Below are 24,772 nucleotides of genomic sequence, written 5' to 3'. Positions count from 1 at the left end.
CTTGAACCATGACCGCGCGGTGCCGGTCCGCCCCGTTCGCCGGCCGGCCGCGCTGATCGAGGCCCGGGACGTATGGCCTCGATCCTTATGAGAAGAGAAACCCATGAGCACGCACAAAGTCGCGGTGATCACCGGCGCGTCCCAGGGTATCGGCTCGGGGCTGGTGGCCGCCTACCGCAAGCTCGGCTACGCGGTCGTCGCGAACTCCCGATCGATCGAGCCCTCCGACGACCCCCTGGTGCGGACCATCGCGGGTGACATCGCCGCCCCCTCCGTCGGCCGGCGCGTCATCGAACAGGCGCTGGAGGCGTACGGCCGGGTCGACACGCTGATCAACAACGCCGGTGTCTTCGTGTCCAAGCCGTTCACCGACTACACCGACGAGGACTACGAGCTGGTGACGAGGGTCAACCTGCGCGGGTTCTTCGAGATCTCCCTGCGGGCCATCGAAGTCATGCTCGCCCAGGGCGGCGGGCACGTGGTCAACATCACGACCAGCCTGGCCGACAAGGCCGACAGCCGCGTGCCGTCCGCGCTGGCGGCGCTGACCAAGGGCGGCCTCAACTCGGTCACCAAGTCGCTGGCCATCGAGTACGCCTCCCGGGGCATCCGGGTCAACGCGGTCGCGCCCGGCGTCATCCGTACGCCGATGCACCCGGCCGAGACCTACGACCTCCTCGCCGGCCTGCACCCCGTGGGCCGGATGGGCGAGATAAGCGACATCGTCGACGCGATCGTCTATCTCGAGACGGCCCCGTTCGTCACCGGCGAGATCCTGCACGTCGACGGCGGCCAGAACGCCGGTCACTGAGTCCCCCGCCACCGGGTGCGTCCGCTCCCGCCGGCCGAACGAAAGGCGAAGTTTGACCTCCGTACGAGAGCACGGCACGGACGGCGGCGAGGCGACCCGGGCGGATCGGCCCTGGCGGATCGTCGGGCAGGGCGCGGCGGCGCTCGCGGCGGGCATGGGTGTCGGCCGGTTCGCCTACACCCCGATCCTGCCGATGATGCACGCGCAGGCCGGGCTGTCCCCGCGGCTGGGGGCGGAGCTGGCCACGGCCAACTACGTCGGGTATCTCCTCGGCGCGATTGCCGCGATCGTCGCCCCTCGGATCTTCGCCTCCCGGCGGGCGCTGCGCCCGTCCCTGGCGATCCTGATCGTCACGCCGGCCCTGATGCCGGTCACGCACGCCGGCGCGCTCTGGTCGTCGCTCCGGCTGGTCGCCGGGATCGCGAGCGCGCTGATCTTCGTCATCGCCGCCGACGCCATGCTCACCGGTCTGCGCGGCCACGCGCACCACCTCGTCGGCTGGGCCTTCGGCGGCATCGGCGCGGGGATCGCCCTGTCGGGGGTCGCCGTGCTGGTCCTGCGTACCACCGGCACCTGGCAGCAGGCCTGGTGGACGGCGGCCGCGCTGACCGCCGTGCTCGCGGTCCCGGCCTGGGGCCTGCGCACCGACCCGGCATCCCCGGAGGCGCCGCCGCCCGCCCCGTCCGGTCCCCGAGCCGGGTCCGGGCTGCGCTGGTTCGGGGCGCTGCTGGCCGGCTACACCCTCGAAGGGACCGGTTACATCATCGCCGGCACGTTCCTGGTCGCCGCGATCGACCAGACCGCGCCCGGCTGGGCCGGCAGCGGCGCCTGGATTCTGGTCGGGCTCGCCGCGCTGCCCTCAACGGCCCTGTGGGCATGGCTCAGCCAGATCTGGTCCCGCCCGGCGCTGGTCCTCGCCGCCCTCGTCGTGCAGGCCGTCGGCATCGCGCTGCCCGCCCTGGCCGGCGGGATCGTCCCCGCCCTGGTCTCAGCCGTCCTGTTCGGCGCCACGTTCCTCGGCATCGCCACCCTCACCCTGGCCATCGGCTCCCACCTGCGGATCCCGCGCGCCGTCGCCATCCTCACCACCGGCTACAGCATCGGACAGATCCTCGGCCCCCTGGTCGTGACGCCGCTCCTGCACCGGGGCTACCACCCGGCGCTGCTCGTCGGCGCGGCCCTCGTCGTGCTGGCCGCCGCCGCGACCGGCGTGCTGCGCCACCGCTTCCCCCATCACCTCGGCCCGCTGCCCCGCCGCGTCCTCGCCGTCCGTCACCAGGGAAGCCCGTGAGGGCCAGGGGACGTGGGTGAGCTTGTCGGGGTTGCTGACGGTGTAGACGTCCTGGATCTGGGAGCCGTCGGGCGTCATGTCCACGACCATGACGGCGTACGGGGCGTTCTCCACGAACAGCACCGCGCAGGGATCGCCGTTGACCTGGCGGTACTGGATGTCCAGCCCGTCGAGGGGCTGGGCGGCGCGGGAGACGAGCACGCGGGAGACGTTGTCGCGGCCGCGGATGGGGCGCGGGCCGCCGGCGTTCGACTTGCCGCCGCCGTCGGCCCACAGTGTCACGTCCGGCGCCAGGAGCTCCATCAGCCCTTCCAGGTCGCCGCCGAAGGCCGCGGCCACGAACCGCTCGGTCACCTGCCGCTGGAGGCCCGGGGCGACCTGGGTACGGGGGCGGCGGGCCTGGACGTGCTCGCGGGCGCGGTGGGCGAGCTGCCGCACCGCGGCGGGGTTGCGGCCGATCATGGCGGCGATCTCGGTGTGGGCGTAGGCGAAGACCTCGTGCAGGATGAACACCGCCCGCTCCAGCGGGGTGAGCGTCTCCAGCACCACCAGCAGCGCTAGCGAGAGCGTGTCGGTCCGTACGGCCTGGTCGGCGGCGTCGGGGGAGGTGACGAGAGGTTCGGGCAGCCAGGGCCCGACGTAGGTCTCGCGGCGCCGGCGCAGCGCGCTCTGGTGGGCGAGCGCCTGGTTCACCGCGACGCGTACGAGGTAGGCGCGCGGATGGCCGATCTCGTCCGGATCCTTGGACGACCACGCCAGCCAGGTCTCCTGCAGCACGTCCTCGGCGTCGGTGACGCTGCCCAGCATGTTGTAGACGATGGAGAACAGCAGTTCGCGATGGGCGGCGAACACCTGGGTGACATCGGACTTCATGGATCCCCCTCTGCGTGTGACTGCTGCTCTTAGAGCCCCTGAGAGGGCCGGCGTGTGACATCCCAATGTTCCGGTACGAGCCTATTGAGACCTATTTGTGACGGATGACCAGAATCACGCAACCGTTTATCGTCCCTTCAGCCCCTCTATGCACAACGTTCACTCGTGCGCTCCAATGTGTCCGCCCGGGAGCATGCCGCTTTATGGGCTCCTTATGCACATAAGAAGGGACTGCCAATGGCAGCACGTAAGTCACTGGGCGGTTTAGGGGGCCGGGCGCGTTTCGCCCTGGCCGCCTCGATCGCGACGCTGCTGGTGAGCAGCTTCGTCACGGCCGCGTACGCCGACCCGGGGGCGGCGGAACAGGACAAGGGCCGGCCCAGCCCCACGCCGACGACCACCGCCGTCCCGAGCCCTCCGACGCTCACCCCCGCCGGCGGCTCGTACCTGGAGGGAACGGCCAAGGTCGCGGCGGTCCCGACCGCGGCCGGTGACAGCGTCACCAAGCTCGCGGTCGACGACACCGCGCTCAACGCCACCCGTACGGTGGGCGTCTCCAAGCTCCGCTTCGACGTGGGCTCGAACTCGACGGAGGCGCAGTACCACAGCTACGTGCTCGTCAACGGCGAGTACCGCAGCGAAATCGGCAACTTCGTCAACGAGCGCGCGAGCATCGACATCCCGAACGAGCGTCTCGTCAAGGGAGAGAACACCGTCGAGATCGTCGTCGGCGCGATCCCGTCCTCGTGCGGCACGAACTACGACGACTTCGTGCTGTCCGACGTGGGCCTCGAACTCCTCGGCGAGGTCGCGGACGGCGAGGACAACCCGTACACGCTCTCCTTCGGCGACGGCAGCTGCGGCACGAACACCACGCTGCTCAAGCGGGCCACGCTCAAGTTCTTCGTCCAGGGCGACCCGCAGGGCACCACGGGCCTCGCCGCGGACCTGGACACCGCGACGCTGTCCAACGGCGAGCACACCATCACCGCCACGACCGCGGCCGGCGTGACCGTCAAGAACACCGTGACCGTGAACAACGCCCCGGCCGGGGCGCCGCGCCTGCTGCCGACGGACGGCACGCTCGTGGCGGGCACCAAGCCGGTCTTCGCGAACGTCCCGGCGAACAGCGCGGGCGGCGTCAAGTCTCTCACCGTGGACGGCGAGAAGCCCGTCACGAAGCCCACCCTGGGCAACGGCGCCGCGATGCTCAGCTTCGACGTGGGCGCGGACGGGATCGAGGACAAGTACGACAACTTCCTCCTCGTCAACGGCAAGCGCATCGACCTGGGCGGCACCTGGGCGAGCCGGCGCGTGACCATCGCGGTGCCGGCCAAGTTCCTGGTGCCCGGCGACAACACGATCAAGGTCGTCACCGGCGACGCCAAGGAAACCTGCGGCAACAACCGCGACGACTTCACGATCACGAACCTCGAGCTCACCCTCGACGGCGCCACCGTGACCGGCCAGGACCTCAAGCCGTCGTACGAGATGGGCGACGGCACCTGCGGCAGCAGCCAGACCCTCCTGCGCGAGGCCGAGCTGCGCTACAAGATCGACGCTCCGGCGGTGCCGGTCATCGAGACGCTCGGCTCGGGCCAGGCGACCTTCAGCTTCAACGTGGGCAGCAACTCGATCGAGGCGCGCTACCAGAACTTCCTGCTCGTCAACGGCCAGAAGATCGTGCTCGACGGCGACTTCGTCAGCAAGCGCGTCGACTTCACGATCCCGAACGAGTTCCTGGTGCCCGGCTGGAACACGATCGACTTCGTGGCCGGCACCTTCCCGACCTCGTGCGGCAGCAACCGCGACGACTTCGCGATCTCGAACATCGCGCTCACCCCGGCGCAGGGCACGGCGACCGGGCAGCTGCTGAAGACCTCGTACAGCATGGGCGACGGCAACTGCGGTGACAACGTGAACCCGCTCACCGAGATCGACCTCGAGTTCCTGGTGGAGGCCCCGGCCCGCGGCCTGCGCGCGGACCTCGACACCACCGCCGTCAAGGACGGCAAGCACAAGCTCGCCGCCGAGTCGGCCACCGGCGAGGTCGCCACCCGCACCCTGATCACCGACAACTCGGCGCCGAAGGTCGCCAAGAGCGTCCCGGCCGAGGGTGAGAAGCTCACCGCCTCGGTCGTGCTGGACGTCAAGCTGGAGGACGCCTCCGGCGTCGTGTCCGGGCCGGACGTCAAGCTCGACGGCCAGCCGATCGAGCTGGGCGCCCAGGTGGGCCCGGGGCTGCGCGCCGGCAAGCACACCCTGGCCGTGACCGGCGCCGACGGGCTCGGCAACACCACGACCCGCGAGGTCGTGTTCGAGTCCGCGGGCATCCCGGACGCGCCGGCGGAGCTGAGCCCGGCGCGGGGGGCCACCGACGTGTCGGACCCCGTCACGCTCTCGGCGAAGGTGGCCGAGCCCGACGGCGGGCAGGTGACGGCCACGTTCAACGAGGCGAAGATCCTCACCCCGGAGCAGGCCTACCAGGGCACGGCCCAGACTCTCCCGACGACCCTGCGGGTGCCGGGCGAGAAGCGCGTCAAGGCCGACGGGCTCGAGCCCGCCGACGGCAAGACGCTGGACGCGCCCTCCGGGCAGGACCTCGTCTACCAGCGGTACGACGTCGAGGTGCAGGGTCACGTGGACTCCCCGGTCCTGCGCTGGGAGGGCGCCATCGACCCCGAGCGCCTGGCGGGGCTGCGGGCGTGGAACACCAAGTCCAAGGCGTGGGAACTGCTGACGAGCGCCCGCGGCGCCGCCGAGGGCAAGACCGTGCTCACGGCCGTCGTCGACGACGACTACATCGACAGGCAGCAGGTCCACGTCATGGTGACGGGTGAGGACCCGTTCGCCGACGACATCGACCCCGGCGACCCGAACGGCTTCGCCGACCCCTCCTCGTACGACTTCTCGATCGTCCACTTCACCGACACCCAGTACATCTCCGAGGGTGCGGTGGAGCAGGAGACCGCCGAAGAGCGCGCGGTGTGGGAGTCCGCCTACGCCGGCATCGTCAACTGGATCAGGGACAACAAGGACCAGCGCAAGATCTCGTACGTCGCGCACACCGGCGACATCATCGAGAACAACATCCGCAAGCCCGCCGACGAGGCCACGCAGCAGCAGGTCGTCGGCGAGATGGAGGTGTCCTCGAAGCAGCAGAAGGTGCTGGACGACGCGGGCATCCCGAACGGCGTGATCGCCGGCAACCACGACAACCAGTCCGGTACCGAGAACGGGCCGGAGGCGATCTACAACAAGTACTACGGTCCCGGCCGGTACCAGGGCGCGTCGCAGGGCTGGCAGCACGCCAAGTACGGCGGGCCGTGGAAGGAAGGCGACAACCAGAACCACTACGACCTGTTCTCCGCGGGCGGGCTCGACTTCGTCGTGGTCGGCCTGTCGTACGGCGTGACGAGGGAGGAAGCCGAGTGGGCCGACTCCGTCTTCAAGAAGTTCCCCAACCGCAACGGCATCCTGCTCTCGCACGACTACCTCGTGCCGAGCACGAACCCGGACGGCCGTGGCGCCGGCTTCTCGGCTCCCGACGGCTCGATGCTGTACAAGACGGTGGTCGAGAAGAACGCCAACGTCTTCCTCATCCTCGCCGGTCACGAGCACGGCGTGGGCACCAACGTGAAGCCGAAGGTGGGCCAGGTCGGCAACGGCGTCGTCGAGCTCCTGGCGGACTACCAGTTCTACACGGTCTCGGCCGACCGGCTCGGGCTGACCGCGATCGGCGGCTACAACCCGCAGGACCAGCTCCAGTTCGGCGCGAGCTTCTTCCGCATGCTGCAGTTCAACGTCAAGCGGTCGGAGCTGAGCGTGGACACCTACTCCCCGCTGCTCAACGAGTTCGGCGCCAACGAGTACGACCCGCTGCGCCGCTACAACGGGCTCGAGGACAACATGGTGCTGCCGGTCGACCTCACCTCCCGTACGACGACCTTCCAGACCGACTCGCTGGCGATCTACAAGCCCACGCGGGTCATCGGTAAGAGCACGGTCACCTCGGGCCAGGTCGCCTCGGTGACCTGGAAGCGACTCAAGGACGACACGGCCTACGCCTGGTTCGTCACCGCGCGCTCCACCGGCGGCGGTGTGACCGCCTCCGAGCCGAGCGTCTTCGTCACCAAGGACGAGCACGGCCGCCCCGGCACGTGGGGACCGGACTCGCCCATGTACCACTGGTTCAACCGCTAACTCGATCCCCGCCGCCCCCGGGCCCCGGTCCGGGGGCGGCCCTTCATCCCCTGCATGGAGAGACGAAACATGCGCCGCATGCGCTGGTTGCCCGCCGTCGTCCTCGCCCTGGTCCTCGGCGGTGTGCTGGCCGACCTGGCGCGTCCCGCCCCGGCGGCGGCGCATGACGCGACCACGACCGCCCACGCCGAGGTGACCGGCTCGGGCCCGAACGTCAAGGCCGTGCTCGACCTCGAGTACGACCTCCTCATGAAGTCGGCCTGGCTCTACGCCGAGGCCTACGACGCGAAGGAGCGGACCGAGCAGCTCCGCCAGCTCAAGATCAACCGCGATGCCGTGACCGACTATGTCACGCGCCGCTTCGCCGTGGCGTACGCCGGCAAGCCCTGCACGCCTGCCCAGGTCGGCGACGCGGACATCCGCGTGCGCGGCAAGGCGGCCTTCGCCGTGCTCACCTACGCCTTCGCCTGCCAGGGCGGGAGCGGGGGGACGCACGAGATCTCCAGCGCGCTGTTCCCCGACGCCGAGAGCTTCGTCCACAGCACGAAGACGATGGTCCGCTACGAGCTCGACGGCGAGACGGGCTCGGCCGTCCTGGAGGCCACGGCGCCGACGGTGAAGGTCGGCGAGCACCAGGCGTCGAGCCAGATAGGGGAGTTCTTCGTGCTCGGCGCCGAGCACCTGCTGTTCGGCCTCGACCACGTCTTCTTCCTGCTGGCCCTGGTCATCGGGGCCCGCCGCCTGCGCGACGTCGTCGTCACGGCCTCCGCCTTCACCGTCGCCCACAGCATCACGTTCCTGCTGGCGGCGATGGGGGTCGTGGACGTTCCGGGAGCGATCGTCGAGCCGGTCATCGCGGTGTCGATCATCGTCGTGGCGGTCGCCAACCTCCTGGGCCGCGACGAGGACAAGCTGGGCAGATGGCGGCTGCCGATCGTCCTCGCCTTCGGCCTGATCCACGGGCTGGGCTTCGCGGGCGCGCTCGACATCAAGGAGAGCGGGTCCTGGGGGCTGCTCCTGTCGCTCCTGAGCTTCAACCTCGGCATCGAGGTGACGCAGCTCGTGCTCATCGCCGTGCTCTTCCCCCTGCTGGTGCTGCTGCGCCGCACGTCCGCGGCCCGCTGGGCGGTGGCCGCGATCTCGGTCCCCATCGTGGCGGTCAGCCTGTACTGGTTCTTCGACCGCATCCCGCTGCCGCTCTGACGGTTCCGCCTACCTACGAGGTAATCGACGCCCTTACGTGCACCCCGGCAGGATGGTTCCCATGAGGCCGCCGGGGCGGCGGCCCGCTGACGAAGGAGCAAACCATGAGCGCGTACGCCCTCGCCCACCTGCGTCCTGTTGCGGAGCCGCACGAGGAGGTGTTCCAGTACATGGAGCGCATCCAGGCCACCCTGGATCCGTTCGGCGGCAGGTTCGTGGTGCACGGGGCGCCGGTGGAGGTGCGTGAGGGAGAGTGGCCCGGCGGGCTGGTGATCATCGAGTTCCCGTCGATCGAGCAGGCCCGCGAGTGGTACGACTCGCCTGCCTACCAGGAGATCCTGCACCTGCGTGCCGACCACATCCCCGGTGACCTGGTGCTGGTGGACGGCGCGGAGCCGGACCACGACTCGGCGGCGATGGCGGCCGCGATGCGGGCCGCGGCGAACCGCTGAGGTCCCGCCAAAGGTGAACGCGGCATGCACGTTTTGTTAGGAAACGCGTCATTTGCACCCTCTACCGTGCCGGGCATGAAACGCATCTCCCTGGCGGTAGGCGCCGCCGCGCTGGCCGTGGGCATCGCCGCGACCGGCCCCGCGTCCTACGCCACCGCTGCCGCCACGTCGGACGGCGCGGCCCGGGCCACGCTGACCGGGTTCGCCTCGCTCCCCGCGCAGACCTTCGTGCCCGGCAGCGAGCCGTCCGGCTCCCAAATCGGTACGGCTCCGATCAACGGGGTGACCCCGCCCTTCTCCGGCCAGCCGGTCCAGGGGTTCAGCGGCATCGTCCGGCGCGGCGACGGCACGTTCGACGTGCTGTCCGACAACGGGTACGGGAACAAGGCCAACAGCGCCGACTTCCTCCTGCGCGTCCACCGCATCAAGCCGGACTTCCGCGCGGGCACCGTGAACGTGCTCGGCGGGTTCAACCTGTCCGACCCGCAGGGCCGGGTGTCCTGGCCGCTGACCAGGGCCGACCGCAAGCTCACCGGCGCGGACTTCGACGTGGAGTCGATCGTGCGGGCCGATGACGGCACGTACTGGATCGGCGACGAGTTCGGCCCGTTCCTGCTGCACTTCTCCGCGCGGGGCACGCTGCTGGAGGCGCCGATCGAGCTGCCGGGCGTCAAGGCGCCCGAGAACCCCACGCTGAACGGCGCGGCCCCCAACCTGGCCGGCAGCAAGGGCTTCGAGGGCATGGCCCGCTCCGCGGACGGGCGGTGGCTGTATCCGCTGCTGGAGGGCACGGTCAACGGTGACCCGGCGGGCACGCTGCGGATGAACGAGTTCGATGTGCGCAAGCGCGCCTACACCGGCAAGCGGTGGACGTACCGGCTGGACAGCCCCGCCAACGCGATCGGCGACGCCATCGCGGTGGACCAGCACCGCTTCCTGATCATCGAGCGGGACAACAACCAGGGCGACGCGGCCGCGCTCAAGCGCGTCTACCTGGCCGACAGCCGCGACCGCGACCACGACGGCGCCATGGACAAGACCCTGGCCGCCGACCTGCTGGACCTGGCCAACCCCAAGGGGCTCGGCGGGTTCGGCGAGACGTTCCGCTTCCCGTTCCAGACCATCGAGGACGTCGTCATCCTGGACGACCGCACGCTCGGGATCCTCAACGACAACAACTTCCCGTTCTCGTCGGGACGCACGCCGGGCCAGCCGGACAACGACGAGTTCATCATCGTCCGCCTGCCCTGGCGCCTGCACGCCCGCTGACGGGCGGGGATCTTCCCGGCAGCCTGCCGGGAAGACCCTCAGGCCGAGGTCATGTGGTTTGACTGGCGGGCGAGCCAGGTGGTCGGATGCCGGCGGATCTGGTCGATGGAGGTCAGCGCGGCGCCGATGACGGCGGCGTCCGGGCCCAGCAGGGCGGGCCGGAGCGTGATGGGCGCCCAGGCGGCGGTCAGGACGCGCCGGTCGATCTCGGCTCTGGCGTTCGCGGTGAGCCAGGACGCCAGCAGGGAGAAGCTGCCGCCCAGCAGCACGGTGTCGATGTCGAGGATGTTGAGCATGTCGGCCAGCGCGATGCCCAGCGCGGTGCCGGCCGCGTCGAGAGCGGCGATGGTGGCGGGGTGGCCCGCCTCGGCCCGGCCGGTGGCGGCGGCGTCGGGGGTGGTGCCGGCCGGCGCGGGCTCGTCGTCGAGGACGGCGGACAGGCTGGCGTACGTCTGCAGGCAGCCGCGCGAGCCGCACGGGCAGGCGTTGCCGTCGGGATAGACCGTCACGTGCCCGAGCTCGCCGCTCCAGCCCCGGGCGCCGCGCATGAGCTGCCCGTCCAGGACGATGCCGGCGCCGATGCCGAGCCCGCCGGAGACGTACACGAAGCTGTCGAGGGTGTTGTCGCTGGCGTAGAGCTCGCCGAGGGCCGCCAGATTGGCCTCGTTGTCCACGGCGATCGGCAGGTCGAGGGGATGGAGGGCGTCGCGCAGCAACGCCTGGGCGTCGACGTCGCGCCAGCCGAGCTCGGGCGCGGACTGCACGATGCCCGCCTGCACGGGGCCGGGGACGGCGAGCGTGGCGGTCAGGACGGTCAGGTCTTCGGCGGCCGTCGCGTCGATGGCGGCCCGGGCCATGTGAGCCAGCTGCGCGAGCACGTCGGGAGCGCTCCAGCCGGAGTACGTCGCGGGGGTGAAGGCCAGATGGCGGACGGTGCCGGTGAGGTCGACCACGCAGGCCGCCAGGCCGTCCGCGCGGATGTCGAGCCCGAGCCCGGCCGGCCCCTTCTCGGACAGCGTCAGGCCGACGCGGGGCCGACCCGCGCGCCCGTTGTGCGACAGGCCGGCCTCGGTGATGAGCTTGCCGGCCAGGAGCTCCTCGGCGATGCGGGTGATGGTGGGGCGGGTCAGCCCGGTGACCGAGGCGAGCTCGGTGCGGGAGATGGGGCCGTCGGCGGCGAGGATGTGGCGGAAGACCAGCTCGAGGTTGAGGGTGCGCAGGTTCTCCTGCCGTACGGGTTCTTCGGACTGGCGGGGCCTGCTCGGCCGGACGCGCGCGGTCATGCGGCCGACCGGGCGGTGCCGGCGAGCTCGGCGGCCGTGGCGGCGGTGACGGCACCGTCGATCACCACGGTGACGACGTGCCGGTCGATGCTCTCGCCGGGCGCCAGCACGAGCGGCTCGTCCCAGGCCGGAGACGAGCAGACCCCGAGGTAGTCGCGGGCGCGGACGAACCACCTGTCCCGCGCGCCGGCCTCGTCGGCGTGGGTGAAGAGCGTCGTCCAGGGGCGGCCGTCGCGGTCGCGGCCGGTGACGGCGACCCAGTCGGCGGCCTGCCCGTGGACGCGCTGGACGTCGGCGCCGTCCGGGCTGAGCACCTGCGCGGCGCCGTCGAAGGCGGGGCCGCGCCAGAAGACGCCGCCGTAGCCGGCGCCGACCCGGCCCAGCGCCGCCGGGGTGCGCCACGGCAGCGGCCGGTCGGTGGCGTTGGTGAGCCGGGTGTGCACGCTCAGGGACCAGGCGGTCTCGTCCACCGGCCGGCAGGCGATCGAGCGCTGCTCCCGCAGCAGCGTCGCCTGGCGCGGGTCGGCCCATTCGAGGGTGTGGTGCAGCTCGGTGTTCGTGCGGCGCAGCCAGCGCTGGTGGCGCTGGGTGCCGTGGTTGTCCAGCCAGGCCGGGCCGTGGCCGGCGACGAAGGTGCGCCCGCCCCAGAAGTTGCACCCGTCGAGGTCGGGGGCGGCCACGCTGATGCCGAACTGGTGGGGGTGCGAGTCGGGCGCCGCGTCGGTGACGGTGACGCCGGCGAGCGTGCGCACGGGATGGAGGTAGGGGCGCGGGGACGCCGACAGCGGCAGGTCGGGCTCCCAGACGTACTCGGCGACGTCCTGCCCGCGCAGCCTCAGCACGGCGACTCCGCGCGGCCGGTCGGTGCGCGCGGGAGGTACGCCGGGAGCGTGCATGGTCGTATCGCCGCCTCTCTGGGCCTCGACGAGGCCGAGGGTCTTTCCCCAGGGTTGAGCGTACGACACTTCCCGGTTCCCCCAGTTTCGAGATCGGCGGGTGTTCAGGGCGTGCCCCGGTGGGGTCACGCGGGACGGGACGCGGAGGTCAGCGGCAGCCCGAGGTCGTCGAGGCGGACGGCCTTCCCGGTGCGTAACGACTCGTTGCCCGCGACCCCGGTCAGGACGCTCGCGGCGCCGTCGAGGAACCCGGCCTGCCGGCGCAGCGGGTCGCCGGAGGCGCCGCGGAACACCTCGTCGAGCAGCATCGTGTCGCCGCCACCATGCCCGCCACCATGCCCGCCACCGGGCCCGCCACTGGGCCCGCCGCCGCCCTCGGGGATCGGCACCTGACGGGCGGGCTCCCAGTGCCGCTGCAGGAGGAGCCGCGCGCCCCGGCGGCGCGGCTGCTCCGGCTCGCCGTCCTGGCCGCCGTCCGCGGCGCGGGCGTCCACGGCGGTGGCGGCGGCGATGGCCGCGCTGGTGGCGACGGGCTCGACGTGGGTGCGCTCGACGACGTCGAGCTCGATGCGCCCGCCGGTGCCGTTGATCGCCACGCGATATCCCTCCCAGGGGCAGTGCGCGTGCAGCGTGTACGACATCGACGCGCCGCGGCGGTAGCCGACGACGACGTTGAGGTTGTCCTCGATCGTGATGCCGTCGGAGAACACGTCGCGGTCGCGGATGTAGCCGTCCAGATGCTCGCCGTCCTGGTAGAGCAGCCGCAGCCGGTCGTCGGCGGCGATGTCGAGCGCGAAGGGGTCGCCCGGCCCGGCGGCGTCCCTGCTGCGCTCCGGGCGCGGCCCGAGCCCCCGCCTGCGGGCGTTGTCCGAGCCGTAGAAGCGCAGGCCGCCGCGGGCGTACACGGTCTCCGGCAGGTCGGCGAGCCACCAGTTGACCAGGTCGAAGTGGTGGCTCGCCTTGTGCACCAGCAGGCCGCCGGAGACGGCCTTGTCGCGGTGCCAGCGGCGGAAGTAGTCGGCGCCGTGCACGGTGTCCAGGCACCACTCGAACGTCAGGGAGGTGATCTCGCCGATGGCGCCTTCGGCGATGAGCCGGCGCACCAGCGCGTTCCGGGGCGAGTACCGGTAGTTGTGCGTGAGGATGAGGCCCGCGGTGCCGGCGGCGAGCGCGTCGCGGATCTGCCGCAGACCGGCGACGTCCACGGTCAGCGGCTTCTCCGACACCACGTCCACGCCCTCGCGCAGCGCCTGGCCGATGTAGGCGGCGTGGGTGGCGTCGGGCGAGGTGACGACCACGACGTCCGGCCGCTCCCGGTCGAGCAGGCGGCCGAAGTCGCCGGGGTCGTAGTGCGCCATCCGCAGGTCGGGCCGGGTCTCGCCGACGAGACGGTCGTAGTACGCCATGCGCACCTCATTGGTGTCGCAGAACGCCACCGGGTGACCGACGTCGGCGTACGGGCCGAGCAGCGCTCCCAGGTACATGCGGGCACGTGAACCGGTGCCGACGAAGGCGTAGCGGCGAGGTCGGGCCATGCGTTTCGATCCCCTATTTCAGGCCGGTGGTGGCGATGCCCTTGACCAGGTACTTCTGGCCTGCGATGAAGAACCCGATCACGGGCGCGAGCGACAGGAACGACATGGCGAACATCTGCCCCCACTGCGACTGCCCCTCGGAGTCGATGAACTGCCGCAGGGCCAGCGGCACGGTGTACAGCTCGGAGTCGGTCAGGTAGATCAGCGGGCCGAAGAACTCGTTCCACACCGAGATGAACGTGAAGATCGCCGTGGTGGCGAACGCCGGCATGCACAGCGGCATGATCACCTTCCAGAAGGTGCGGAACGGCCCGCAGCCGTCGATGCGGGCGGCGTCGTCGAGTTCCTTGGGCAGCGCGCGCATGAACTGCACCATCAGGAAGATGTAGAACGCGTTGGTGGCCAGGAAGTTGGGCACGAGCAGCGGGTAGTAGGTGTTGAGCCAGCCCAGCTTGGCGAAGACGATGTACTGCGGCACCAGGAGCACGTGGCCGGGCAGCATCATGGTGCCGAGCATCAGCGTGAAGAACAGCTTGCGGCCGGTGAACTTCAGCCGGGCGAAGCCGTACGCCGCCAGCGAGCAGGACACCAGGTTGCCGACGATGCTCAGCACGACGATCACGAACGAGTTGGCGAGGTAGACGCTGAACGGCTGCTCCAGCGCGGTCCACCCGTCCAGGTAGTTGGCCGGGTTCCACTCGGAGGGCCACAGCGACAGGTCGGTGAAGATCAGCCGGTCCGGTTTGAGCGAGCTGGAGATCAGCCACGCCAGCGGGTACATCATGACCGCGCCCGCCACGCAGAGCAGCACGTGCTTGGCGTACCGGGAACGGCGGGTCCGGCCCACGCGCTCGACGAAACTTTCCTCAGTTGTCATAGAAGACCCAATACTTCGCGGCCAGGAAGTTGACCGCGGTGAACGCGGCGATGATCACCAGCAGCATCCAGGCCATGGCCGAGGCGTAGCCCATGTTGAACTGCGAGAAGCCCTGCTGGTACAGGTACAGGTTGTAGAAGAGCGTGGAGTTGGCCGGCCCGCCGGTGCCGCCGCTCATGACGAATCCCTGGGTGAAGGTCTGGAACGACGAGATCAGGGACTGGATCAGGTTGAAGAAGATGATCGGGCTCAGCAGCGGCAGCGTGATCGAGCGGAACTGCCGCCACCGCGAGGCCCCGTCGATGGCGGCGGCCTCGTAGTACATGCCCGGGATCTGCCGCAGCCCGGCCAGGAAGATCACCATGGGGGAGCCGAACGTCCAGATGTGCAGGACGATGAGCGTGGTGAGGGCGTAGTCGGGGTCGGTCGTCCAGCCCGGCCCGTCGATGCCGAACCAGCCGAGGAACGCGTTCACGATGCCGTCGAGGCCGAAGATGTAGCGCCACAGCAGGACGATCGCGACGCTCCCGCCGAGCAGGGAGGGCAGGTAGAAGACCGCCCGGTAGACGGACAGGCCCCGGACGCCGCGGTTGAGCAGCATGGCCACGCCCAGCGCCGCCGCCAGCGACAGCGGCACCGACACGAACGTGTAGACGAAGGTGACCTTCAGCGACTGGTGCAGCACCGGGTCGCTGAGCATCTCCGCGAAGTTGTCCAGCCCGATCCACTTCGGCGCGTTGAGCAGGTTGTAGTCGGTGAACGCCAGATACAGCGAGGCGAAGAACGGGATGACCGTGAAGAGCATCCCGATGAACCACGGCAGCAGGAAGAGGTACCCGGCCCGGTCCTGGGGCGGCTTGGCGGGGCGCCTGCGCCGCGGCCCGGCGGACGCCTCCGCTCCGGTGACGGGCCGGTCCAGCACCGGCGCGGCCTTCGACCTGCTCACCCGCCGAGCGCCTTCCTGCCCGCGTCGAGGAACGCCGCGGCGCCCTGCTGCGGCGTCTGCCGCTTGAACTCCACTTCGGCGGCGATCGACTGCAGGCTGGAGGCGATGCTGCTCGACCCCGGCGGGTACGTGTAGGAGCGCGGCAGCTCCTCCTTCTGCAGCCCGATCAGGTAGTCGGTGGCGACCTGGTCGTCCGCCGCCAGGCTCGGCCTGACCTCGGTGGCCACCTTGGTGTTGGCGGGCACACCGCGGGTCGTGCCGGTGGCCCTGGAGGCGTCCGGGTCGTTGATGAGGAAGTTGAGCAGCTTCAGCGTCTCGGCCGGGTGCCTGGACTTCGCGGCGACCGACCACAGGGCCGGGGTGTCGATCGACTGGCCGCGCCGCTTCTCGGTGGTCTCGCCGGGCATGCGGAGCAGGACGAGGTTGCCTCCGGCGGCGGCGTTGTAGCCCAGGAAGTTGTTGGTGGGGATGATCTGCGACGCGATCGCGCCCTTGGCCAGGTAGGACTGCTCGGCGCCGCCTCCCACGTTCTCGAAGAACCCGGCCGGCGGGAACCCGCCGTCGGCCCGCATGGACCGGAACATCTCGAACCAGGCGACGAGGGTGGCCTCGCTGATGCCGAGCTTGCCGTCGGCGGTGTAGAAGTCCTCGCCGCGCTGGCGGGTGAACACGATGAGGTTGGCCAGCGTGTACGCCTCGAAGCCGGTGCCGTACACCTTCTTGCCGCTGGCCTTGCTGATCTCGCGGGCGAAGGTGGCCAGGTCCTGCCAGCTCCAGGTGTTCCCGTCCGGGATCTTCACGCCGTACTTCTCGGTCAGCGTCCTGTTGACGACGAAACCGATGCTGTTCAGGCCGGAGGCGACGCCGAAGTTCTTGTCGCCGACGGCCGCGAGCGCCCGTACGCTCTCGCTCAGCCCGGACAGGTCGACCGCGCCGGCGTGCTGGTTGAGGTCGAGCAGCGCGCCCCGGTCGGCGTACTCGCGCAGGCTGTCCATGCGCATCATCATCAGGTCCGGCGGGTTTCCGGCGGCGAAGCGCGTGGCCAGCTTGTCCTTGTACGGGCCGCTGTCCTGATACTCGGTCTTCACCGTGACGCCGGGGTTCTTCTTCTTGAACACCTCCAGCGCGGCCTGCGTCTTCTGCGCCCGGGAGGCGTCGCCCCACCAGACCATGTTCAGCTGGATGCCGCCGCCGCCGGATCCGTCGCCGCCTCCGCCGAAGCCCCGGCCGCACGCCGTCAGGCCGAGACCGAGGCCGGACAGACCGGCCAACTTCACCAGATTCCTTCGGCTTAACGACATCGGGGCCATTCGAGCGGATCGAGGGGTCATCTGGGCGCGGTCCCTTCGAGAGGGCGCCGGCGAGCCGGCGACGAGACGTCCTGGGGGGTAGGGGGAAGGTCACGTTACGTCGGCATTTCGGGTTACGTCAACCCATGAAACAAATAGCGGCAACCGTTTGCACCGTCCTGAAACGACAACGGGGCGGCGGGTTCACCCCGCCGCCCCGTTGCTCGCAGGCCGTTACTTGTTGACGTGTCCGTACAGGAACACGGCGGCCTTCTTCAGCTGGGCGGCGCTCGCCCGGCCGGTGCGGTGCCGCTCCGCGGCGGCGATCGCCTGCTTCAGCGTCGTCTTCCCGGACACCTTGGCCGAGCCGTTGTAGACGCCGTGCGCGTAGTTCAGCCACGCGGCCAGCAGCTCACGGTCCAGCAGCGCCTTGGCGGCCTTGCTCTTGGTGGCCAGGGCCTTGTACGCGGTGGACAGCGTGGTGGCGTCGGTCAGCTCGGGGAAGACCTTGCTGCCGTTCTGCGCGATCGCGAGGTAGCACGACAGCGTCTGGTCGCTCAGCGAGCCCTTCCCGCGCAGCATCTCCTTGGCCCACGCCTTGGCGCTCAGCGGCTTGGTGCCCTTGCCCCGCGTGCAGTCGTCGGGGGTGGGCACCGGCACCGGCTCGGCGTCCGTGCCGGGGTCGGTCGGGCGGTTCGACGGGGTCGGCGCCGCGGTCGGGCTCGGGGACTTCGTCGCGGTGGGCGTCCCCGTGGGGGTCACCGTGGGCGTCACGGTGGGCGTCGCGGTCGGGGTCGGCGTGGGGGTCGGGGTGGCGTCCGGGGTCCACGGCATCGCCCTGGCGACGTCGATCCGCTTGGTGGTGACCGAGGTGCCGCCGCTGGTGTAGGTGATGTTCTTGCCGGTGGCCTTCAGCTTGTCGAGGAGCTGGTCCATGGACAGGTTCGGGTACGCCTGGCGCATCACGGCCAGCGCCCCGGCGACGTGCGGGGCCGCCATCGAGGTGCCGTTCATGGAGCCGTAGCCGTTGCCCGGCACCGAGGAGTTGATGCCCATGCCGGGCGCGAAGAAGTCCAGCAGCGGGCCGCGGTTGCCGAACGAGGCCACCGCGTCGTTGTCGTCGGTGGCGCCGACCGCGACCGCCCGGGAGATGCAGGCCGGGCTGGAGACGCCGTCGGTGAAGCCGTTGTTGCCGGAGGCGACGACCGTGGCCACGCCGAACTGCTGCAGCCAGACGATCTCGTCCCGCAGGCTGCCGTAGTCGGGGTCGTCGTCGCAGGGCTTGGTCTGCTTCGGGCCGCCGCCCAGGCTCAGGTTGGCCGCCACGACCTTGTAGGCGGCGTGGACGCTGTCCACGTACTGCAGGGCCAGCTTCTGGTCGGAGGTGTAGCTGAGGAAGCACGGGGCGCTGGTGCCCAGCTCACCGCAGATGGGGCCGTTGAAGCGGGTGAAGACCTGCACGGGCAGGATGCCCGCTTCGGGGGCGACGCCGTCGGATGGAGCGTTCCCGGACTTCTTGCCCGCCGCGATGCCGGCGACGTGGGTGCCGTGGGCGCACTTGTTCGCCCCCTGGACCAGGCACTTGGGGGTCTTGGCGTCGGCGGAGCCGGGGCCGGTCTGGACCGGCAGGCCGTTCGGGCACAGCGACTCGGCCTGGATGGCGGGGTCGTTGTCGACGGTGGAGAAGCAGGCCTCGTTCACGATCCGCCCGGCGAAGAACGGGTGGTCGCGGTCGATGCCGGTGTCGACGATGGCGACGGTGGAGCCCTTGCCGGTCCAGCCCGTCTTGTTGGCCCAGTCGGAGCCGATCAGCTTGGTGCTGACGTCGAGCGAGGGCGCGCTCAGCTCGTCCTCGTAGATGGACTTGATCCGGTCGTCGGTCTTGAGTTCGTTGAGCGTGGCCTGGTCCAGGGAGGCGACCAGGAACTCCTTGGAGCTCGTCCGGTCGATGACCTTGGTCTCTTTCGAGGCCTTCTCGGTGGTGTCGGCCACGGCCGCCAGGCTCTCGCCGCCCTTGATCTCGATGATCGCGCGGACCTTGTGGCCGCTCTTCACCTCGGCGGCGAGGCTCTTCGCGACGGCGGGATCGTCCGCCGCCGCCTGCGCGGGCGACGCGGCGGCCAGGGCGCCCGTCATCGTGGTGGCGAGCAGGGAAACGCTCGCCAGCAGAGACCGTAGTCTCACTGATCCTCCGGGGGAACGGGCCCGTCTCGTCCGGACGGGGCTGCGTAAGGGGAGCGGGACAGCATCGAGTGCTCAGCCGGCTGCCGGTGTCGAACAAGATCCCCTTTGAGTGCGAGGAACAGGCTAGGAGGTTATGCGGAGGATAAGCAGGAATGAGGTGATTCCGTTATCTGGAAATCTCCGCAGGTCGCATGGGTCGGAAGCCGGACGTGTGCCGCATCCGTGAGATAATGCTCTTATCGGAGCCCTCTCGGCCCCGGGCGCAGCCCGGGCGGGAGGGTTTTTTCATGCCCGCCTTCACCACGTGACCCGCGGCGGGCGTCTCCCCTTCACCCCATCAAGGAGTGCCCCTATGGACCTCGGTCTGACCTGCCCGCGTTTCCTCTGGTCCGGTGGCGACGCCGCGATCGCCGACAAGTTCGCCGCCGTCGCCCGCGGCGCCGACCAGGCGGGGCTGCGCAGCCTCTGGGTGATGGACCACTTCTTCCAGATCCCCAACTTCGGCTCCGCGGAGGATCCGATGCTGGAGGCGTACGGCGCGCTGTCGTACGCCGCCGCCCTCACCAGCCGGGTGAGCCTGGGCGCGCTCGTGACCGGCGCCGTCTACCGCGCGCCCGGCCTGCTGATCAAGCAGGTCAGCACCCTGGACGCGCTCTCCGGCGGTCGTGCCGTCCTCGGCATCGGCGCCGGCTGGTACGAGCCCGAGGCCCGCGGTCTCGGGCTGCCCTTCCCGCCGCTGGCCGAACGGTTCGAGCGGCTCGAGGAGACCCTCCAGATCGCCAGGCAGATGTGGAGCGACCAGGACGGGCCGTACCGGGGCCGGCACTACAGCCTGGAACGTACGCTCAACGCGCCGCAGGCCGACCCGCCCATCCTCATCGGCGGCAGCGGGGAGAAGAAGACCCTCCGCCTCGTCGCCCAGTACGCCGACGCCTGCAACTTCCTGTACGGCGCCGACGTCCGGCACAAGCTCGGCGTCCTGCGCGCCCACTGCGAACGCCTGGGCCGGCCCTACGAGGACATCGAGAAGACCCTCCACATGCGCATCCCCGAGGGCGAGAGCGTCGAGCAGAGCGTCCGGCGCTGCGCCGAACTCGCCGCCCTGGGTATCGACCACGTCATCGTCGCCGTGCCCGACCCCGCCGCCGATTCGTGGCTGACCCACTTGACCGAACTCGCCACGCGGATATCCACCATCACGCCATTCGGTCGTAATAGGAGCAATTCCGGCTGAATAACTTTGCGCGACGCGATGAATATCGGGTCCGCGTATTATGGAATGGTGGTCTTCCGGATACTCGTCTCATGAATGCGCAGGGCGTGGCCTTGCTGACCGCGGCGATGAACCTCGTCACGCTGCTCTTCGTCGGGCTCCAGACGAGGGCGCTGACGAGGCAGACCAGGCTGGTGGCCGCCAATCTCGAGTACGGCACCCACCAGCGGCTCATCGATTATCTCAACGAGATCAACACCATGATCATCGATAATGACCGCGTTCGCGAGATATTCGCGGACATCGATTTCATCGGGGACAGCGTCCGACGAAATCCGGAAATTTCCGTGCAGAACATCGCCCTCGCCTGGTCCATATTCAATCGCTACGAGGCCGCCCACACCGGCTACCGGCTGGGCGTCATCAAGGACGACGACTGGGAGATCTGGCTGCGCAGGATCAGGAAGGACCTCAAGATCCCCTTCATCCGCACGGTGTGGCTGCAGGACATGCAGAACTTCGACTACCGCAAGGACTTCCGGGACCTGATCAACGACCTCCTGTAGGCGGCCCCGGCCGGCTCGACGACGGGAGCAGAACGCCACGTTTGACACCAAAACCTGACAGTCTCCTTCGCGGATTGCGATAGCTTGTGTACGGAATGATCACGAATGGAGGCCGTGACATGCCGGAGCAAGGCGGTGGCGGAGCTATGGGGATCGACGTCACCAGGCCAAGCGTCGCCCGTATGTACGACTACTACCTCGGAGGCAAGGACAACTTCGAGGTCGACCGCGACGCCGTACGGCGGGTCGAGAAGGCGATGCCCGAGATCCGCCAGCTGGCCCAGGAAAACCGGGCGTTCCTGCGCCGCGCGGTGCGGCACATGGCCCGGCAGGGGATCCGGCAGTTCATCGACATCGGCTCCGGCCTGCCCACCGTGGGCAACACGCACGAGATCGCCCAGCAGATCATCCCGGACGCCCGGGTGGTGTACGTCGACAACGACCCCGTCGTGCTGCAACACGGCCGCGCGCTCCTGGCGACCGACCACAACACCACCGTGGCCGCCGCCGACATGCGCCGCCCGGCCGACGTGCTCGGGCACCCGGAGACCGTCAAGCTCATCGACTTCAACGAGCCGGTCGGCGTCCTGATGATCGCCATGGTGCACTTCCTCACCCTGGAGGAGCGCGCCTCGGTCATGGGCCAGCTCCGCCACGCCCTGGTGTCCGGCAGTCACCTGACGGCCACCCACGTCACCGTCGACGGCCACCCGGCGGACGCGGTCGCCCAGATCGAGACGGTGTACGCGGCCACGCCGACGCCGATCTACTTCCGCGAGCACGCCGACGTGGCGAGCTTCTTCGATGGGTTCGACCTGGTGGATCCCGGTGTGGTCACCATCGACGCCTGGCACCCCGACCCGGCCGACCCGGCTCCCGCCGCCACGCGATGGCTGTACGGAGGAGTCGGCCGCAAGCCGTGAGCCGCCTCATCGAGGCTCCGCGCCGCCGGCGATCAGGCGTTTGCCGAGGCGCTGTGCCGGGGCCTCGATCAGCCGGTAGGTCATGGCGCTGAGCGGGATCAGGGCCAGGAAGTAGAGCACCGGGTTCGGGATCACGTGCAGCAGGATCGGGTGCAGCAGGTAGAGGGAGAAGCTGATCACGCCGAGCCGCGCCAGCCAGCGCGGGAACGCCCGCCGGCGCAGCGCGAACGCCAGCCCGAAGGCGCCGTACGCGAGCGCGATCGCGGGCGCCCAGCTGGGCTCGTCCTTGGCGAAGAGCCCGCAGCCCAGCACCACCGCCACCGCGACGGCCGCCGTACGCCAGCGGACGGCTCCCTGCTCGGCCCGGTACACCGCCGTCCCCGCGAACATCGTCGCCAAAATGATCACGCCCTGCCAGGTGCCGGCCCGGCTGCCCAGGATCACCAGCCCGAGCCCGAGGAGACCGCCCGCGACCGCGGCGGCCGTACGTACCCTGCCGTGCCCGAGGGCGGTCACCGCGATGGCCGCCACGACCGCGACGGGGAGCAGCACGGCGGCCACGTCGTCCCGGCCGCCGATCATCGTCTGCGGCACCAGCAGGCCCAGGCCCACGGCCACCGGCGCCAGGACGACGGCGATCTCCGCCGACCTGCCGGCCTGCCGCACCTGGAACAGCGCGACGCTGATCAGGTAGAACGCCATCTCGTACGAGAGCGTCCACGTCACGGTGATGACGGCCGGCAGGTTGAGCAGCTCCTGCAACATGGTCAGATTGCCGAGCGCGACCACGGGGAGAGGGCGCTCGGCGAGCTGAGGGTCGAGGGGGAGCACGCCTGCCAGGGCCAGGAGCAGCACCAGGCCGCAGGCGCTGATCAGCAGGGGGAGGAGGCGGAAGGCCCGCCCGGTCCAGAAGGCGCGCACGTCGCCGCGCCGTTCCAGGGAGGCGGGGATGATGTACCCGCTGACCAGGAAGAACACGAACACGCCCCAGCTGCCGAGGTCGATCCGCCGGTCCACCTCCACCCAGAGGTCCGGGACGAAGGTCCAGCCGGCGTGGTGCATGGTGACGGCCAGCGCGGCCGGCCCCCGCAGGGCGTCCAGCCAGGCCAGCCGGGCGGGGGCCCTGAACATCTGCCGGATTCTAGGCCATACGAGACCGCAGGGAGTCCACGTCTCAGACCAGCCGGGCCTCGTAGGCGGCGATGACCAGGTGGACGCGGCTGCGCGCACCGAGCTTGGTCAGCAGGCTGCTGACGTGCGTCTTGACCGTGCTGAGGCTGACGTACAGGCTCTGCGCGATCTCCGCGTTGGACAGGCCCCGGGCCACCAGGACGAGGACCTCGCGCTCGCGTTCGGTGACGTCCAGGCCGCGGATCGGTGGCGCCGGGCTCACGTACCGCTGGATCAACCGCCGGGTGGCGGTCGGGGCCAGCAGGGACTCGCCCGACGCGATGACCTCGACGCTCCTGAGCAGGTCGGCGGGCGGGGTGTCCTTGAGCAGGAATCCCGCGGCGCCCGCCTGGAGGGCTCCGTAGACGTACTCGTCCAGGTCGAAGGTGGTCACGATGAGCACGCGCGTGCGCGGGCGGTCGGCGCAGATGCGGCGCGTGGCCTCGATGCCGTCCATCTCGGGCATGCGCACGTCCATGAGCACGAGGTCGGGACGGTCCCGGGCGGCCGCCGCCACGGCCTGCGCGCCCGTGGCGGCCTCGCCGACCGTGTGGAACCCCGGCGCGCTGTCGATCAACCGGCGGAAGCCGGCCCTGATGAGCGGCTGGTCGTCGGCCACCATCACTCTGATCACAGCGGCAGCCTCGCCATGACGCGGAAGCCGCGCAGGGGACGCGCGCCCGCCTCGAACTCGCCGCCGAAGACGCGCACGCGCTCGCGCAGCCCCGTCAGGCCGTGCCCGTACGGCCGTGCCTGGCCGCGCGGGCCGTCGTCGACGACCTCGACGACCAGCCCGTCTCCCTGCCGTTCGACCCGGACCCGGACGTGGCGGGCCCCGGCGTGCTTGAGCACGTTGGTCAGCGCCTCCTGGACGATCCGGTAGACCGTCAGCTCCATCTCTCCATCCACCTCGCCGTCGATCGTCAGCTCCACCTCCAGGCCCGCCGCCCTGGTCCGTTCGGCGAGCGCGCCGAGGTCGGCCAGGCCGGGAGCGGGGGCGAGCTCGGCCTCGCCGTCCTCGCGCAGCACGCCGAGCAGCCGCCTGGTCTCGCGCAGCGCCGACCGGCTGGTCTCCTCGATGGAGGTCAGCGCGCCGCGCATCTCCTCCGTTCCGCCCAGGAGACCCGCCACGCCCGCCTGCACGGCGATCGTGCCGAGCCCGTGGCCGATGACGTCGTGCAGCTCCCTGGCGATCCGCAGCCGCTCCGCCATGGCCTCCGCCCGTGCCCACTCCTCCGCCTGTGCGGCGAGCTGCTCGGTGTAGCGCCTGCGCTGGCGTACGGCGGTGCCGGCGGCCCAGGCGGCGACCATGATCGCCAGCACCAGCCCGAGCCGGTCGCGTACGACGGCCGTCAGCGGCGGAGCCAGCACGCCCTGCGCCGCGACCGCGGCCGCCACGAGCAGCGCGACGACGGCCCTGCCCCGCGTCGCCAGCGTGTACAGCACGAGAGGTAGGCAGAGCAGGTCGGCGTGCGGCATGAAGAACTCGCGCATGCCGAGCCCGCCCACCAGGACGATCACGAACACCGCCCGCGGCCACAACCGCCTGACCGCGACGGGCAGGCCGGTGGCCAGGGCGGCCGCGTAGTCGAGCGCGTCGGGCGCCGACGGGTTCCTCGACGCGGCCAGGCCGACGAAGGCGGCGGCGAAGAAGAGGGCGACCCCGGCGTCGATCGTCACCCAGATCCAGGCCGGCACCCGGCTCAGCAGCGGGAGACGGATCTGTTCGCGCACGCCACGAACCTAACCGCGAGATCCGGCCGCGCGCATCGGTCCCAAGACCGATGC

Annotated in this window: 19 protein-coding genes and 1 pseudogene; 9 read left to right on the top strand and 11 right to left on the bottom strand. The window is 70.4% G+C overall.

Translation table 11 applies throughout. The annotated features are described in order from the left end of the window. The first annotated feature begins 103 nt into the window (after nt 1-103). Nucleotides 104-811 carry an SDR family NAD(P)-dependent oxidoreductase gene (locus tag ACWEPL_RS11675; RefSeq protein WP_452435997.1) on the top strand — a complete coding sequence of 236 codons (708 nt, stop codon included), beginning with the start codon at nt 104-106 and terminating at the stop codon, nt 809-811. Between the two features lie 52 nt (nt 812-863). Beyond that, nucleotides 864-2,102, top strand: coding sequence for a YbfB/YjiJ family MFS transporter (locus ACWEPL_RS11670; protein ID WP_452435996.1), 1,239 nt, complete (start codon nt 864-866; stop codon nt 2,100-2,102). Nucleotides 2,103-2,120: 18 nt separating this feature from the next. Here ACWEPL_RS11670 and ACWEPL_RS11665 read toward each other — a convergent pair. Further along, nucleotides 2,121-2,975 (bottom strand): annotated as a pseudogene (locus ACWEPL_RS11665) (RNA polymerase sigma-70 factor); the annotation flags it as partial. Nucleotides 2,976-3,212: 237 nt separating this feature from the next. Between ACWEPL_RS11665 and ACWEPL_RS11660 the strand changes: the two are divergent. The 4 genes from ACWEPL_RS11660 to ACWEPL_RS11645 all read left to right on the top strand — a co-directional run bounded on the left by ACWEPL_RS11660 (nt 3,213) and on the right by ACWEPL_RS11645 (nt 10,102). Beyond that, nucleotides 3,213-7,178, top strand: a complete 3,966-nt coding sequence (locus ACWEPL_RS11660; protein ID WP_452435995.1) for a metallophosphoesterase — start codon at nt 3,213-3,215, stop codon at nt 7,176-7,178. A gap of 54 nt (nt 7,179-7,232) precedes the next feature. Continuing rightward, nucleotides 7,233-8,381, top strand: coding sequence for a HupE/UreJ family protein (locus ACWEPL_RS11655; protein WP_452435994.1), 1,149 nt, complete (start codon nt 7,233-7,235; stop codon nt 8,379-8,381). A 104-nt stretch (nt 8,382-8,485) separates the two neighbouring features. Next, entirely contained in the window at nt 8,486-8,833 is a 348-nt protein-coding gene (locus tag ACWEPL_RS11650; protein ID WP_363980945.1) for a DUF1330 domain-containing protein, read from the top strand. A 75-nt stretch (nt 8,834-8,908) separates the two neighbouring features. Further along, nucleotides 8,909-10,102, top strand: coding sequence for an esterase-like activity of phytase family protein (locus tag ACWEPL_RS11645; protein WP_452435993.1), 1,194 nt, complete (start codon nt 8,909-8,911; stop codon nt 10,100-10,102). A 38-nt stretch (nt 10,103-10,140) separates the two neighbouring features. Here ACWEPL_RS11645 and ACWEPL_RS11640 read toward each other — a convergent pair whose 3' ends face one another. From ACWEPL_RS11640 to ACWEPL_RS11610, 7 genes are all read right to left on the bottom strand, one after another. Then, nucleotides 10,141-11,385 (bottom strand): ROK family protein, encoded by a 1,245-nt coding sequence (locus tag ACWEPL_RS11640; protein WP_452435992.1) that lies wholly within the window; start codon nt 11,383-11,385, stop codon nt 10,141-10,143. Continuing rightward, the gene (locus ACWEPL_RS11635; protein WP_452435991.1) at nt 11,382-12,227 is read right to left on the bottom strand and encodes a DUF6807 domain-containing protein; all 846 of its coding nucleotides are present in this window, start codon (nt 12,225-12,227) and stop codon (nt 11,382-11,384) included. The genes ACWEPL_RS11640 and ACWEPL_RS11635 overlap by 4 nt, the downstream gene beginning before the upstream one ends. A gap of 179 nt (nt 12,228-12,406) precedes the next feature. Beyond that, entirely contained in the window at nt 12,407-13,816 is a 1,410-nt protein-coding gene (locus ACWEPL_RS11630) for a Gfo/Idh/MocA family protein (RefSeq protein WP_452435990.1), read from the bottom strand. A 13-nt stretch (nt 13,817-13,829) separates the two neighbouring features. Further along, complete coding sequence (locus tag ACWEPL_RS11625; RefSeq protein ID WP_452435989.1) at nt 13,830-14,693, bottom strand: carbohydrate ABC transporter permease; 864 nt, start codon at nt 14,691-14,693, stop codon at nt 13,830-13,832. Further along, nucleotides 14,683-15,639, bottom strand: coding sequence for a carbohydrate ABC transporter permease (locus ACWEPL_RS11620; RefSeq protein ID WP_363980930.1), 957 nt, complete (start codon nt 15,637-15,639; stop codon nt 14,683-14,685). The genes ACWEPL_RS11625 and ACWEPL_RS11620 overlap by 11 nt, the downstream gene beginning before the upstream one ends. Then, a complete protein-coding gene (locus ACWEPL_RS11615; RefSeq protein WP_452435988.1) occupies nt 15,636-16,916 on the bottom strand; it encodes an ABC transporter substrate-binding protein in 1,281 nt (426 codons plus the stop codon). Before ACWEPL_RS11615 ends, ACWEPL_RS11620 begins: the two co-directional genes overlap by 4 nt. A 246-nt stretch (nt 16,917-17,162) precedes the next feature. Beyond that, nucleotides 17,163-19,112 (bottom strand): S8 family peptidase, encoded by a 1,950-nt coding sequence (locus ACWEPL_RS11610; RefSeq protein WP_452435987.1) that lies wholly within the window; start codon nt 19,110-19,112, stop codon nt 17,163-17,165. Between the two features lie 352 nt (nt 19,113-19,464). On the opposite strand from ACWEPL_RS11610, the gene ACWEPL_RS11605 reads away from it, so the two are divergent. From ACWEPL_RS11605 to ACWEPL_RS11595, 3 genes are all read left to right on the top strand, one after another. After that, nucleotides 19,465-20,346 carry an LLM class F420-dependent oxidoreductase gene (locus tag ACWEPL_RS11605; protein WP_355200128.1) on the top strand — a complete coding sequence of 294 codons (882 nt, stop codon included), beginning with the start codon at nt 19,465-19,467 and terminating at the stop codon, nt 20,344-20,346. A gap of 71 nt (nt 20,347-20,417) precedes the next feature. Next, on the top strand, nt 20,418-20,891 hold the full coding sequence (locus ACWEPL_RS11600; RefSeq protein WP_350731685.1) for a hypothetical protein: 474 nt from the start codon (nt 20,418-20,420) through the stop codon (nt 20,889-20,891). A 119-nt stretch (nt 20,892-21,010) separates the two neighbouring features. Beyond that, nucleotides 21,011-21,814: an SAM-dependent methyltransferase gene (locus ACWEPL_RS11595; protein WP_363980917.1), complete on the top strand. Its 804-nt coding sequence runs from the start codon at nt 21,011-21,013 to the stop codon at nt 21,812-21,814. 6 nt (nt 21,815-21,820) lie between these two features. Here ACWEPL_RS11595 and ACWEPL_RS11590 read toward each other — a convergent pair whose 3' ends face one another. The 3 genes from ACWEPL_RS11590 to ACWEPL_RS11580 are packed head-to-tail and all read right to left on the bottom strand — an operon-like array spanning nt 21,821 to nt 24,718. Continuing rightward, a complete protein-coding gene (locus tag ACWEPL_RS11590; RefSeq protein ID WP_363980914.1) occupies nt 21,821-22,945 on the bottom strand; it encodes an acyltransferase family protein in 1,125 nt (374 codons plus the stop codon). A gap of 43 nt (nt 22,946-22,988) precedes the next feature. Next, nucleotides 22,989-23,618, bottom strand: a complete 630-nt coding sequence (locus ACWEPL_RS11585) for a response regulator transcription factor (RefSeq protein ID WP_363980911.1) — start codon at nt 23,616-23,618, stop codon at nt 22,989-22,991. After that, nucleotides 23,615-24,718 (bottom strand): sensor histidine kinase, encoded by a 1,104-nt coding sequence (locus ACWEPL_RS11580; RefSeq protein ID WP_452435986.1) that lies wholly within the window; start codon nt 24,716-24,718, stop codon nt 23,615-23,617. The genes ACWEPL_RS11585 and ACWEPL_RS11580 overlap by 4 nt, the downstream gene beginning before the upstream one ends. Between the last annotated feature and the right edge of the window lie 54 nt (nt 24,719-24,772).

This window comes from Nonomuraea sp. NPDC004186, from assembly GCF_053603495.1.
The sequence above is the reverse complement of the archived record's forward strand: the minus strand, read 5'-3'. Positions and strand labels throughout refer to the sequence as shown.